The sequence below is a fragment of the Akkermansiaceae bacterium genome (assembly GCA_019634595.1).
Classification (GTDB): Bacteria; Verrucomicrobiota; Verrucomicrobiia; order Verrucomicrobiales; family Akkermansiaceae; genus Luteolibacter.
In genome coordinates this window covers 352,112-365,767 of sequence record JAHCBC010000001.1, presented here as the reverse complement: position 1 = coordinate 365,767, position 13,656 = coordinate 352,112, and the positions used below count along the sequence as shown (strand labels likewise).

General features: G+C 62.7%; 11 protein-coding genes. 3 read left to right on the top strand and 8 right to left on the bottom strand.

The window, feature by feature from the left end; translation table 11 throughout:
• Positions 1-9: 9 nt before the first annotated feature.
• On the bottom strand, positions 10-750 hold the full coding sequence (locus KF712_01560) for a sigma-70 family RNA polymerase sigma factor (GenBank protein ID MBX3739650.1): 741 nt from the start codon (positions 748-750) through the stop codon (positions 10-12).
• Positions 751-957: 207 nt separating this feature from the next.
• Between KF712_01560 and KF712_01555 the strand changes: the two genes are divergently transcribed.
• Positions 958-4,650 (top strand): phosphoribosylformylglycinamidine synthase, encoded by a 3,693-nt coding sequence (locus KF712_01555; protein ID MBX3739649.1) that lies wholly within the window; start codon positions 958-960, stop codon positions 4,648-4,650.
• A 44-nt stretch (positions 4,651-4,694) separates the two neighbouring features.
• Here the strand turns inward: KF712_01555 and KF712_01550 are convergent, their stop codons facing one another.
• The 6 genes from KF712_01550 to lysA all read right to left on the bottom strand — a co-directional run bounded on the left by KF712_01550 (position 4,695) and on the right by lysA (position 9,734).
• Positions 4,695-5,300 carry a flavin reductase family protein gene (locus tag KF712_01550; GenBank protein MBX3739648.1) on the bottom strand — a complete coding sequence of 202 codons (606 nt, stop codon included), beginning with the start codon at positions 5,298-5,300 and terminating at the stop codon, positions 4,695-4,697.
• A gap of 4 nt (positions 5,301-5,304) precedes the next feature.
• Positions 5,305-5,709 carry a DoxX family membrane protein gene (locus KF712_01545; GenBank protein MBX3739647.1) on the bottom strand — a complete coding sequence of 135 codons (405 nt, stop codon included), beginning with the start codon at positions 5,707-5,709 and terminating at the stop codon, positions 5,305-5,307.
• Positions 5,710-6,010: 301 nt separating this feature from the next.
• A complete protein-coding gene (locus KF712_01540) occupies positions 6,011-6,166 on the bottom strand; it encodes a hypothetical protein (protein ID MBX3739646.1) in 156 nt (51 codons plus the stop codon).
• A gap of 22 nt (positions 6,167-6,188) precedes the next feature.
• A complete protein-coding gene (locus KF712_01535; GenBank protein ID MBX3739645.1) occupies positions 6,189-7,379 on the bottom strand; it encodes an alginate lyase family protein in 1,191 nt (396 codons plus the stop codon).
• A 180-nt stretch (positions 7,380-7,559) separates the two neighbouring features.
• Complete coding sequence (locus tag KF712_01530) at positions 7,560-8,294, bottom strand: nucleotidyl transferase AbiEii/AbiGii toxin family protein (protein ID MBX3739644.1); 735 nt, start codon at positions 8,292-8,294, stop codon at positions 7,560-7,562.
• Positions 8,295-8,444: 150 nt separating this feature from the next.
• The gene (lysA, locus tag KF712_01525) at positions 8,445-9,734 is read right to left on the bottom strand and encodes a diaminopimelate decarboxylase (protein MBX3739643.1); all 1,290 of its coding nucleotides are present in this window, start codon (positions 9,732-9,734) and stop codon (positions 8,445-8,447) included.
• 367 nt (positions 9,735-10,101) lie between these two features.
• Between lysA and KF712_01520 the strand changes: the two genes are divergently transcribed.
• Together KF712_01520 and KF712_01515 are read left to right on the top strand one after the other, a co-directional pair.
• Complete coding sequence (locus KF712_01520; GenBank protein ID MBX3739642.1) at positions 10,102-11,886, top strand: FAD-dependent oxidoreductase; 1,785 nt, start codon at positions 10,102-10,104, stop codon at positions 11,884-11,886.
• Positions 11,883-13,214 carry an arylsulfatase gene (locus tag KF712_01515; protein MBX3739641.1) on the top strand — a complete coding sequence of 444 codons (1,332 nt, stop codon included), beginning with the start codon at positions 11,883-11,885 and terminating at the stop codon, positions 13,212-13,214. The genes KF712_01520 and KF712_01515 overlap by 4 nt, the downstream gene beginning before the upstream one ends.
• 32 nt (positions 13,215-13,246) lie before the next feature.
• Here KF712_01515 and KF712_01510 read toward each other — a convergent pair whose 3' ends face one another.
• A complete protein-coding gene (locus tag KF712_01510) occupies positions 13,247-13,654 on the bottom strand; it encodes an OsmC family protein (protein MBX3739640.1) in 408 nt (135 codons plus the stop codon).
• Positions 13,655-13,656 lie beyond the last annotated feature (2 nt).

Below are 13,656 nucleotides of genomic sequence, written 5' to 3'. Positions count from 1 at the left end.
ATCAACGGTTCACTCCAGAAGCATCAGTTCCTTCAGCTCCTCGCGGATCTGTTCACCGGATGGATCCGAAAGGGTCTGCGCAACCTGCTCCCTGATGATCTTCCCCAGCCTTTCCCTCAGCCGCGCCAGATCCCTCGTGATGAGGTTCCGGTCAATCCCCAGACGTGCCGCCATGTCCCTCTGGGATTCATCGGAAGAATAACCCAGCATCGGCCCGATCTCACTGAACGGGAGCAGATTCCCATCCATCCGGCGGTTTTCCTCCCATTCGACGGCGAGCAACCGCATGCATTCGCTGACCAGCGCCTTTCGCCAACGACGGTCGTAATCCCGATCCGGCGAACCGGAATCAAGCTGCGGCATGGCATCCCCGGGGCACGCTCCCTGCGGATCATCCAGAAACTCGTTTTTACGCGAGTCCCTTTTCGCGGCAACGGTATGGCGGTAGTGGTCGATCAGGAAGCCCTTCAATTGCTGGAGCAGGAATGCCCTCAATTTGATCCCCTTTTCTGTCGCAACGCCAAGATTCCGCCGATTCACCAAACCGGCGAAAAAGCGCTGCCTCAGATCCTCCGCCTCATGCAGGGCGTATCCCTGTGACCGGATCACCGCCAGGATCGGCCGGTAGTAGATCTCACACAGCGAAGAGAGCGCGGCGAAGGCATTCGTATCCTGCCGTGCCATCGCCTTTCTCACCAGCGTCCAGCGGGTCGGCGGGAATTGGTTGTGATCAGAGGGGGGAGCACTCATAAACGGTCCAAGGGCACTCCGGTTAAGTTTGCGTATGAAACGGGAAAGCGGCCAGTTTTTTCGGCAGATATCGGAGAGGAAAATTCACCCGGGAATGATTTTCAGGATACACGGCAGGTGATCACCGCTTCCCATTCCGCTTGCCCTGACGGCAGGGTTGCCTAGCATCCAGCGCCTTCAAAGGCGTCTGCCGCCCCACCGCTGCCCATGAACCGCATTTTCGTCGAAAAGAAGCCCGGATTTGATGTCGAAGCCCGCCATCTGCTCCATGACCTCCGCGAATCCCTCGATCTGCCGGATCTGGCCGAAGTGCGCATCATCCAGCGCTATGACATCGACGGTCTGACGGATGCGGAGTTCCAGGCCGCCTCGAAGGCGATCCTGACGGAGCCGCAGATGGATTTCTCCTCGGAGTTCTTCTCACTCTCAGAAAACGAGACCGCCTTTGGCGTGGAGTATCTCCCCGGCCAGTTCGACCAGCGCGCGGACTCCGCCGCCCAGTGCGTGCAGATCCTCACCGGCAAGGAACGCCCGGACGTTTTCTCCTCCCGCATCTACGTGCTGGCAGGCGACCTTTCCGAAGGCGATGTCGCCCGGATCAAGGCCTTCGTCATCAATGAGGTGGATTCCCACGAGATCGACGTGGACGCGCCCTACCAGCGCCGCGCCATCTCCGCCCCGGCGGACGTGCAGGTCATCGACGGCTTCATCCGTCTCACAGGCACGGATCTTTTCGCGCTGCGCCGCCAGCTCGGCCTCGCCATGTCGGACGCGGACCTCGCTTTCTGCCAGACCTATTTCCGGGATGAGGAGAAGCGCGACCCCAGCATCACGGAGATCCGCATGCTGGACACCTACTGGTCCGACCACTGCCGCCACACCACCTTCCTGACAAAGATCGACAAGGTGACTTTCGACGAGGAAGGCACCACCCCCGTTCAGGAGGCCTGGAAAAACTACCTGGCCACCCGCGAGAAGCTGGGCCGCACGGAAAAGCCGGTCACGCTCATGGACATTGCCCTCATCGGCATGCGCGAGCTGAAGGCATCCGGTGAACTGGACAACCTGGAAGTCTCCGAAGAAGTGAACGCCGCCTCCATCGTGGTGCCCGTCAGCATCGACGGAAAACCGGAGGAAGAGTGGCTCGTCATGTTCAAGAACGAGACGCACAACCATCCGACGGAGATCGAGCCGTTCGGTGGAGCCGCCACCTGCCTCGGCGGTTGCATCCGTGACCCGCTTTCCGGACGTTCCTACGTCTATCAGGCGATGCGCGTGACCGGTGCCGCGGATCCCCTCACCCCGTTCGCGGACACCCTGCCGGGCAAGCTACCACAAAAGAAGATCTGCCAGACCGCCGCAGCCGGTTATTCCTCCTACGGCAACCAGATCGGCCTCGCCACCGGGCAAGTCGCGGAAGTGTATCACCCCGGCTACGTCGCGAAACGGCTGGAGATCGGCGCCGTCGTCGCCGCAGCGCCGCGTGCGAACGTGTTCCGCGGGACGCCCGCTCCGGGCGATGTCATCCTGCTCATCGGCGGACGCACCGGCCGCGATGGTGTCGGTGGTGCCACCGGCTCCTCGAAGGAACACACGGACACCGCCTTGGAAAACTCCGCCGAGGTACAGAAGGGCGACGCCCCCACCGAGCGGAAGATCCAGCGCCTTTTCCGCAATCCGGAGCTGACCCGGAAGATCAAAATCTGCAACGACTTCGGCGCGGGCGGTGTTTCCGTCGCCATCGGTGAGATCGCCCCATCGCTGGTGATCAACCTGGATGCGGTGCCGAAAAAATATGACGGACTGGACGGCACCGAGCTGGCTATCTCCGAGTCCCAGGAACGGATGGCCGTCTGCGTCGATCCGTCCGAGATCGCCTACTTCATCGCGGAAGCAGACAAGGAAAACCTCGAGTGCGTCCACGTGGCGGATGTCACCGGTGATGGCCGTCTGGTCATGATCTGGCGCGGCAAGACCCTCGTCGATCTGTCCCGCGCGTTCCTCGACACCAACGGCGTCCAGCAGACCGCTGAAATTCACGTGGCTGGGGCGAAGGAAGTGGAGAAGCAACTGCCATCTTCCCTCACGGAAGCACTCTCATCCCTCAACGTCGCTTCCCAAAAAGGTCTCGGCGAACGCTTCGACGGTTCCGTGGGTGCGGGCACCGTGCTCTGGCCATTCGGCGGCGAGCACCAGCTCACCCCTCCCGATGCCATGGTGGCGAAGCTCCCGCTGCTGGAAGGCCAGACGGATGTGGCCACCTTCATGAGCTGGGCCTACGACCCCTACATTTCCTCCGCCTCGCCCTTCCACGGCGCGGTGTATGCGGTGACGGAATCCGTCTGCAAGGCGGTCGCCGCCGGTGCGCGCCTGTCCGACGTCCGCCTCACCCTCCAGGAGTATTTCCCGAAGCTGGGCACCAACCCAAGCCGCTGGGGCCTCCCCTTCGCCGCGCTGCTGGGTGCGTTCCACGCGCAGCACAAGCTGCGGCTCGCCGCCATCGGCGGAAAGGACTCCATGTCCGGTTCCTTCAATGAACTGGATGTCCCGCCGACTCTGGTTTCCTTCGCGCTGGCCCCGGGTGATGCGAAGCTCGCCCTTTCCCCGGAGTTCAAGAAAGCCGGATCCACGGTGTCCCTCGTGGAGGTGCCGTGCGACGAAGACGGCCTGCCGGACTTCGACGCGCTCAAGGCAACCGCCGAGGCGCTTCACAAGCTCAACAAGGAAGGGAAGATCCTTTCGATGAAGGCGCTGGGCAGCGCGGGCCTTTCCCCGGCCATCGCCATCTGCTGCTTCGGCAATGGCATCGGCTTCGACGGCAGCTTCGAGAACGAATTCGGCGGCCGTCATTTCTCGTTCCTCATCGAGCACCAGTACGATCTGCCGGAATCGCTGGGCGCGCAGAAGCTCGGCCAGACCACTGCGGAACCCGCCTTCATCCTCAATGGCGAATCCCAGCCGCTGGCGAATCTGCAGGCGGCGTGGACCGGCAAGCTGGAGCCGATCTATCCGACCAAGCCTGCGGAGGCATCCGGAGCTGAACTGCCGGAGATCCCGCTGGACCCCATTTTCCAGATCCGCAACCGCACCTCCCCCATCGCCCGGCCGAAGGTGCTCATCCCCGCCTTCCCCGGCACGAACTCGGAATACGACTCCGCCAAGGCATTCAACGAAGCCGGCGCGGCCTCCGAAATCCTCGTCTTCCGCAACCTCACCGCGAAGCATGTGGAGGAATCCCTGGACGCACTGGCGGCACAGATCCGCGCGTCGCAGATCCTCTTCATCCCCGGTGGCTTCAGCGCCGGTGACGAGCCGGATGGTTCCGGGAAATTCATCGCCACCGTGCTGCGCAGCCCGCGCGTCGCGGACGCGGTGATGGACCTGCTGAAAAACCGTGACGGCCTCATCCTGGGTGTCTGCAACGGCTTCCAGGCCCTCATCAAGACCGGCCTCGTCCCCTACGGCGAGATCCGCGATTCCGAGCCGAACGCGCCGACGCTGGCCCACAACGACATCGCCCGCCACATCTCCTGCTACGCCTATACGAAGGTCATCAGCAGCCGCAGCCCGTGGCTGGCACAGACCCAACCCGGAGACATCCACCGCATCCCCCTTTCCCACGGCGAGGGCAAGTTCCACGCCAGCCCGGAAACCATCGCGGAGCTGGTCGCCAACGGACAGGTCGCAACCCAGTATTGCGACGCAAACGGCGTCCCATCGCTGGATCCGTTCATCACTCCGAACGGCTCCGTCGCCGCCATCGAGGGTATCACCAGCCCGTGTGGCCGGGTCTTCGGCAAGATGGGCCACACGGAGCGCGCCGGCCAGCATGTCGCCCGGAATATCCCCGGCAACAAGCACCAGCCGATCTTCTCCGGCGGCGTCGCTTACTACGCGTGAGCGCGGCCCGTGGCTGCTGCGTCCCGCAGCAGTCCCTGCGATCCTCACCCCGGCCTCACCATCTCGAAGAGGTCGGTGGTGTGGCAATACCAGTTGGGCACGGACATGCGGCCGATGGGATGGAACCGATCCCCCCTCACCCGCAGCGTCTCCGTGTCGAAAAACTCCTCCTTCACCCAGACGCGCTGGACGATGCCCAGCACCAGCCGGTTGGTGCCGATGATCTGGATCTCATGAACCTTGCACTCCAGCGCGGCGGAGGCATCCGCCAGCCGGGGCGGGGCGATGGCCGATGAAGGGGCCGTCGCCAGTTTTTCCACCTCCACCTCGCTGACACCGTAGGGATGGGTGGCGGAGGTGCGGTTCATCACCTCCTTCAGATCCTCCGTGACCAGGTTCACCACGAACTCTCCGGTCCGGGCGCAGTTGAGCGCGGTGTCCTTCGGCGTGCCGTCCTCCCGGTCACCGGGCGCGAAGATGACCAACGGCGGATCATCCCCGAAGACGTTGAAGAACGAGAACGGCGCGACATTCACCGAGCCATCTTCATTCAGCGTGGTCACCCAGGCGATGGGCCGTGGCGTGACCAGCCCCGCGAGGATGGGATAGGCGCGGTCCAGGTGTTCTCCGAGGATATCGAGTTCGATCATGGGATCAGGCCTTTCTGAAACGGGCATCCAGCGACCACTTGTCATACTTCAGGGTCGCCAGCAGCCCGACGAAGTAGAGCACATACACCATCTGCGAACCGGCAGCACCCCAGTTCCAGATCAGGCAGACGCCGAACAGCAGGGCAAGCATCAGCACGCCACCCGCGATGAGAGCCTGCCGCTGGAACAGGCCGAGCAACAGCAGCACGCCAATGACGGACTCCGCCGCGACGATGCCGACTGCCGAGGGAACGATGAGACCCTCCGGCAACGGGGAACCCGTGAATTCCTTCGTCAGGTAGCCCTTGAACTCGCCGAAGCGCGGGATGCGGGTCAGCCCGTGCATCGCGATGTTCAGCCCCAGCGCGAGCCGGGCCAGCAGATGGGCCATGGATAGATCCGGATTCATGCCCGGGAGTCTAACCGATCCGCCGTCCCGCGCCACCGGATCTTTCAGTGAGGAGGGAGGACACTCCTGTCCTCCGGCGGCATTGGCGAGACATCAAGGATTCACCGCAAAGTGGCGAAGCACATCTCTTGAGGATTCGCTGGATTCGTAAGAATCGCGGTCAGCCTTCTTCTCTTTCCTGAAAACACCGTTGCGAAGCAACTGAGACGAACTGGAAGTTAAGATCGTCTGAGTCAAAACACTGAAAACTTCTCCTTCTTATCTCGCCATTGCAGCCGGAGGACAGGAGTGTCCTCCCTCCTTACCTCTTCAAATTCCACAGGATCACGCAGAACCCCGCGACGACCACGAAGCCCAGCAGATAGATGGACTCCCAGAACCTGCCCATCAGCAGCGGCACGAAGGCGAGCAGGACGAGGACCAGCCCGACGAATGTATAGATCCGTGTGAGGTTCATGGGAACGCGGACAACCTACGCCTCACCGCGTCAGGCGCCAGCGTTCATCTTTCTTCACGCCGCCGTGCTTTTCCAACAGCGAGCGGTAGCCGGGGTTTTCTTCGTAGCGCAGCGCCTGCTGTAGGAACGGAAGGATGGAGGATCGCCCGACGGGTTTGATCTGCTTGCCCAGATTCCATGGTTTCTTCCGGTCCGCATACGGGGCCAGCAGGTCCATGGCGGGCTTCAGCCCCTGCCCCTTCGGCCCGCGGTGCCCCCAGAAGTCCACACCCACGGACTCCCCGAGGGTGGCGAGCTGGAAAAAGGCATCCGTGTTGAAAATGGTGTAACTGAAGGAAATGGTCCGTTTCAGTTCGTGGGGCTGCTTTCCGTCCGCCTGGATCTGAGCGTCCACCCGTCTTGCCAGCGCATTCCTCAGGCGTTGCTCCGCTTCGTTTTTTTCCCCGAGATACAGCGCGAGGTGGGAAGCCAGCACGTCATAATAGACCCCGTGGTTGTTCGACGCCTTCTCCTGGTCCAGCCCGTTCTTGCTGGTGCGCAGCCATTGGTGGAACGCGCCGAGCCATTCCGTCATCCGTGTATCATCCTGATCCGTCCATGCTTCCGAAGATCGGATGAGGGCGATGCCGTCCATCAGGTCCGGCAGGGTGGACGCCTCGATGAGTCCGATCCCACGACCGGCATTCATTCCCGGAACCGCCTGCGCGTGATTGAAGTTCGGGTTCATCCCCGTCTCCGCATCCAGATACCAGACGCGCGCCAGTTCCGCCGTCTTCGCGGCATAGGCTTCCTTTCCGCTGAAATGATAGACCAGGCCCAACGTGAACACGGCGTGGTTCGTGCGTCCGAACGGGACGGAATCGTTCCCCTCCCGTGATTCCGGATTCACCACCCCGTCCTTGCGGATGTATGGCAGGCCGTCCGGCTTCTCCGGGTCCGGCCACCAGTAGATGCCGAAGCTGTAGTAGTCATGCCTGTCCCCGCTGGCAGGCAGCAGTTTCTTGTCCATGACGGAGAGGGGCTTCGCGCCCAGCAATGCGTCCGCTTCCTTCATCAGCCTCTCCACCGGCGGCCTGCTGGCGGGATCCCCATTCTTCCACGCTTCCAGACGTTCCTCCAGCAAGCGCGGCGGGATGCCGTAGATGCCGGGCGTCGCCGCATGGATGGATACCACCAGCGCGGAGGAAACCAGAAGGGTCCGGAAAAAATTCATACTGGAATAAACGGTCCGCCGGAGCGGAAACTCGCAGCCGCCCATCCATATTCATCATCGGGCGCGACCAGGTAGCGAAAATCGTGAGACCTCCGGTTGGGACATCTCCACCCCGCCTGCGGCCCGTTTGCTCTGGCCATCCACCCAGCCGGATTTCTTGCGGTATCCGCCACACCTCCGCTAAAGACGTGCCACCACCATCTTCACCTGCCGTTTCACGTCCTCCCAAGTGACACCTTTCAGGGAAACCGGATCGGGTTCGGATTCGGCATCCCCGAACCAAGCCAGGCTGCGGATGACGGTAAAAGGATCGCTCGCCGGATATTTCCTGCAGAAAAAATCCAGCATCTCCGGCGGCCCGTAGTGCTCCAAGAGCTCCACGAAATCGTAAAAATCCTTCTTTGAGCCGCGGTTTGCGATCGCATTGAGCTTCATCGCAGTGACATCCGGCAATGAAATCAGACATACGCCGTCGATGATCTCCGGAGATTCCAGCATAGGGTAGGCATGCCGCAAAAAGTCGAGCTTCACGCCACCGGCATCCATCGTGAGGGAGTTCGGGGCAATGCCCATGACCTTCGCATCCGCCAGCCCGAGTCCCTCTGAAAAAAGCTGGGGTGAAAACGGTTCCGTCGTGAAAAAATCGAGATCGACCGAAAGACGGTGACCGAATCTGAGAGCGAGCGACGTTCCACCCCCAAGCGCGAATTCCGCCAGCGAAGGCTGCTGCTCCAACCGGAGCAGCAGTGCTTTCACAGCTTCCGGGACGGCATCGAAGCGAAGCATCGGAAGGAAGTTGGAGGTAATTCGAACCAAGCGCAGCAGAAAGCGAACGCGCGAGGTTGGAGACTGCGGATGTTTTTGACCAGATCGGCCAAGGCCGGTTTCCCGAAGTGGGCGACCAAGGTCTGCCAATCGCTCCACCTGCCGTATTCCAGGACACGCTGCGCCAACCAAACGCCGTGTTGGGACGGATCGACCGTGGCACGATCCACGTCCCAAAAAAGGTGGTCGGACAGTGACTCCATCGCCTTCACCCTAGCGGAATCCTTCGCAAACGGAAGCTCAAAGCTCCCCCGCGATGACATCCTCCAGCGTCTGGCGCTTGCGGATGACGGTGGCGGTGTCCCCCTCGACGAGGATTTCCGCGGGCAGCGGGCGGGAGTTGTAGTTGGACGCCATGGCAAAGCCGTAGGCACCGGCGGACATGAGGGCGATGTGGTCGCCGGGCTGGAAGTCCGGCAGCTCGCGGTCCTGGCAGAAGAAGTCGCCGCTCTCGCAAATGGGGCCGACGACATCAACCTTCACGCGTTCCGCGGAGGCAGGCTCCTTGAGCGGGACGATCTCATGGTGGCCTTCATACAGCGCGGGGCGGATGAGGTCGTTCATGCCGGCATCGACGATCTTGAAAGTCTTGGCGGAGCCTTTCTTCTCGTAGAGGCACTTGGTGATGAGCACACCGGCGTTGCCGACGATGTAGCGGCCCGGCTCAAGCAGGATCTTCAGGCCGAGGTCCTTCAGGCGCGGGACGAGTTCCTTGCCGTAGCGCTCGATGGTGAGCGGACGCTCCTCTTCCGGCTGGGCCTGCCACCAGTCAACGGAGCCGGATTCCAGCGAATCCTTGTAGATGATGCCGATGCCGCCACCGATGGACCAGAACTCGATGCCATACTTCGCCTTCAGCTCCAGCACCAGCGGGATGACCTTTTCCACCGCCTCGATGAAAGGCGCGATGGAGGTGAGCTGGGAGCCGATGTGCATCTGCAGGCCACGCAGCCGGATGTTCGGCAGTTCCGCGGCGGCACGTGCGTAGAGGCCGGAGATCGCCTCGAAATCGACGCCGAACTTGTTCTCGGACTTGCCGGTGGAGATGTATTTGTGGGTCTTCGCGTCCACGTTCGGGTTCACGCGGACGGCGGCGGGGGCGATGAGGTTCAGTTCGCCCGCCACCTGGTTGAGGTAGCGCAGCTCTTCCTCGCTCTCGACGTTGAAGGAGTAGATGCCCTGCTCCAGCGCATAGACGATCTCCTCGCGGGTCTTGCCGACACCGGCGAAGGTGCAGTGGGCCGGATCCCCGCCCGCCTTGATGACTCGGAAAAGTTCGCCGCCGGAGACGATGTCGAAGCCCGCGCCATGGGTGGCGAGCAGGCGCAGCACGGAAAGGTTCGAGTTCGCCTTCACGGCATACGCCACCTCGTGGTCCACGCCTTCCATCGCCTTGTCCAGACGCTGGAAATGATCGACGATGGTGCCTGCGGAATAGACGTAGAGGGGGGTGCCGTATTCCTCCGCAAGGGCGGAAAGCTGGACGTCTTCGCAGGAAAGGGAACCGTTTTTGTAGGAAAAGCCGTGCATGGCGGGCATGGAGGTAGCCGCCCCCGCCTCCTGCGTAAAGCCAAGAATGCCTGCGCCACAGGGCCACCTCATTCCGGAATTGTCAGGACGGTTGTCGGCTTGTTTCACAAAATCCGAACCGCGAATGAACACCAATGGACGCGAATTCACCGTGAATCAGGGTTGGGTGGTGATGTTACTCCATCCGGAAAATCCCCGCTCCACCTCCGAATCCGGGATCAGCCTACCTTCCATTCGTGTTCATTCGCGTCCATTCGCGGTTGGATTCCCGAAATGAGGTGGCCCTGGATTCGTAATGAGAATGGATTCGCATCCGTATAGGGATTGTCCCAGTCTTCCATCACAAAACCACGGAACCCACCCCTGCATGCGCCACACGATCCCACTCCTGCTGTTCTCCACCTGCCTCAGCCACGCTGCGGATATCATCATCTACGGGGCCACCCCCGGCGGCATCGCCTCCGCCATCTCCGCGGCGAAGTCCGGCTCGACGGTGACGGTGGTGGAGCCTGGAAAACAGGTCGGCGGACTGGTCACCAGCGGACTGTCGCACACGGATTTCCATTCCTTCGAGAGCCTTTCCGGCAGCTTCGCGGACTTCGCGGCGCGGGTGGAGGCCCATTACGTGAAGACCTATGGCAAGGACTCCCAGCAGGTGAAGGACTGCTTCCGCGGCACCTTCGCGGAGCCGAAGGTGAACCGCCTGGTGCTGGAGCAGATGCTCGCGGAACAGAAGGGCATCACCATCGTCAAAGGCGCGCACCTCTCCGATGTCACGGTGAAGGACGGGCGGATCGTTTCCGCCAGCTTCACCTCCGGAGATGCGACCACCACGCATGACGGGAAGGTCTTCATCGACGCGACCTATGAAGGCGACCTGATGGCGAAGGCGGGCGTCGCCTTCCACGTGGGCCGGGAGGGCCGCGCGGAGTTCAACGAGTCCCTGGCACCGGAGCAGGGCGACAAGCAGCTCCAGGCGTACAATTTCCGCCTCATCATGACACCGGACCCGGCCAACCGGGTGCCCGCGGAAAAGCCGCCCGGCTACCGGCGGGAGGACTTCGTGGACCTGCTGCCCGCGCTGGATTCCGGGAAGATCAAGAAGCTGTTCGACTACCCGCGTGACTGTATCTTCAAGGCGCAGACCCCTCCCCTGCCGAACAACAAGTATGACATCAATGATGTCTCCGGCGGCTTCATCCGCCTGTCCCTCCCCGGCAAGAACGCCGGATGGCCGGAGGGCACCCGCGAGGAACGCAAGGCCATCTTCGCCGAGCACCTGCGCGACCAGGTGGGCATGATCTATTTCCTCCAGAACGACGATTCCGTCCCGGCGAAGTTCCGCGACGAGGCGCGGTCCTGGGGATTCTGCAAGGACGAGTTCACGGACAACGGCCACCTGCCGCCGGAACTCTACGTGCGCGAGGCGCGCCGCATGATGGGCGTCCATGTCTTTTCACAGAAGGACAGCGAGCGCCCCGCCGATGACGCGCGCGCGCCGCTTTTCACGGACACCATCGCCATGGGTGACTACGGAAACAACTGCCACGGCACCTTCCACGAAGGGCCGCGCTTCGGCGGGCAGCACACGGGAGAGTTCTACCACCCGGTGCCGCCCTACCAGATCCCCTACGGCGTGCTGTTGCCGAAGACCATCAGCAACCTGCTGGTCCCCGTGGCGGTGTCCTCCACCCATGTCGGCTTCTGCGCGCTGAGGCTGGAGCCGATCTGGATGTCGCTCGGACAGGCCGCCGGATACGCGGCATCGCTGGCGGCGAAAGATGGCACCGACGTCCAGAAGGTCCCGGTGCAGGCGATCCAGAAACTCCTCATCGCGGACAAGTCCGCCCTCACCTACTTCAGCGACCTGCCGCTGGACTCACCTGATTTCGCGGCCGTCCAGTGGTGGGCGGCGAAGGGCGGCTTCCACGGTGTCGAGCCGTGGGGCAAGACCCTCCGCGGGAAGAAGATCCACGGCCAGTACAACGAAGCCGCACCCGGCCATGAAGCGAAGCTGGACGAGCCGCTCACCCCGGAACTGAAGAAACAGTGGCTGGCCCTCGCCAAATCCATCAACGCGCCCGGCGCTGAAGCCGCCGCCGCTGCCACCACCCGCATCGCCTTCATCAAAGCCATCCACCCGCAGCCATGATCCGCCGCCTTCTCCTCGTCCTCGCATCGCTCGCCGCTTTCACGACGGCGGCGGAGAGGAAGCCGAACATCATCTTCATCCTCGCGGATGACCTCGGCTACGGGGAGCTGGGCAGTTACGGGCAGAAGATCATCCAGACGCCCAATCTGGACTTGATGGCGTCGGAGGGCATGCGGTTCACGCACTTCTACTCAGGAGCCACCGTCTGCGCGCCGTCCCGCAGCGTGCTGATGACGGGCCAGCACCAGGGCCACACCCGCGTGCGCGGGAATGCCGGGAATAAGAACCCGCTTGCCCAGGCGCTGCGCCCGGGGGATGTGACCGTCGCCTCCCTGCTGAAGCAGCGGGGCTACACCACCGCCCTCATCGGCAAATGGGGCCTGGGCGATGAAGGCCCGGCGGAGGTCGGCATGCCCCGCAGGCATGGCTTCGACCAATTTTTCGGCTACCTGAACCAAAGGCACGCGCACAACCACTACCCGAAGGAACTGTGGCGCAACGAGGAGAAGGTGCCGAACGAAGGCTACTCCGACGACCATTTCACGACGGAGTCCCTGAAGTTCGTCGCGGAGAACAAGGACCGCCCGTTCTTCCTCTACTGGAGCATGGTGGTGCCGCACGCCCACAACGCGATGCGTGGCAAAGGCCCGCTGGGCGGCGCGGAGGTGCCGGACCTGGGCATCTATGCGGACAAGGACTGGCCCGGTCCGGACAAGGGCCACGCCGCCATGATCACGCGCATGGATTCCTACGTCGGGCGGATGCTGGAGCAGTTGCGGAACCTGGGCATCGCGGAGAACACGCTGGTCATCTTCAGCAGCGACAACGGCCCCCACAACGAGAGCGGCCACGACCTTTCTCGCTTCAATCCGTCAGGCCCCTTCACCGGCATCAAGCGGTCACTGACGGACGGAGGCATCCGCGTGCCGTTCATCGCCTGGTGGCCGGGCAAGGTGAAGCCCGCCGTCTCCGACCACGTCGGCTACTTCGGTGACATCATGGCGACCGCCGCGGACCTTTCCGGCGCGGCGCTCCCGCCTAACCGGGACTCCATCAGCCTGCTGCCCGTCCTTTCCGGGCAGGGGGAGCAGAAGGAGCATGAGTTCCTCTACTGGGAATTCCACGAAGGTGGCTTCCGCCACGCCGCGCTCTACCAGGGCCGCTGGAAAGGCATCCGCCGGAACGGCAAGCTGTTCCTCTACGACCAGCAGAACGACGTGGCGGAAAAGAACGACGTCGCCGCGCAGCATCCGGAAGTGCTGGCGAAGATCGACGCGTATCTGAAGACGGCACGGAGTGAATCGCCCGACTGGCCTGTGGGAGAGTAAGGAGGGAGGACACTCTTGTCCTCCCTCCTTACTCACCTCCACGTCCACTGCATGACCACCTCGATGTCGGGGTGGAGGCTGTGGTGGACGGGGCAGCCTCGGGCGGCGGCTTCGAAGACTTTCCGCTCCGGATGGTCTGCGGGCAGAGGCATGTCGAGATCCACCTCCAGCTTCGAGATGCGGCGTGGCAGATCCTCCGACATGTGCTTGCGGACGGCGACTTTCAGTCCCTCCAGAGAGATCTCCTTGCGGCGGGCCATGATGCCCATGACGGTGGCCATGCAGGCACCGAGCGCAGTGGCCACGAGGTCCGTGGGCGAGAAGGATTCCCCACGGCCGTTGTTATCGACGGGCGCGTCCGTGGCGAGCGTGGTGCCGGATGGTCCATGGACCGCGCTGCAGTGCAGGTCCCCTTCGTAGTCGAGCTTGATTTCAACCATAA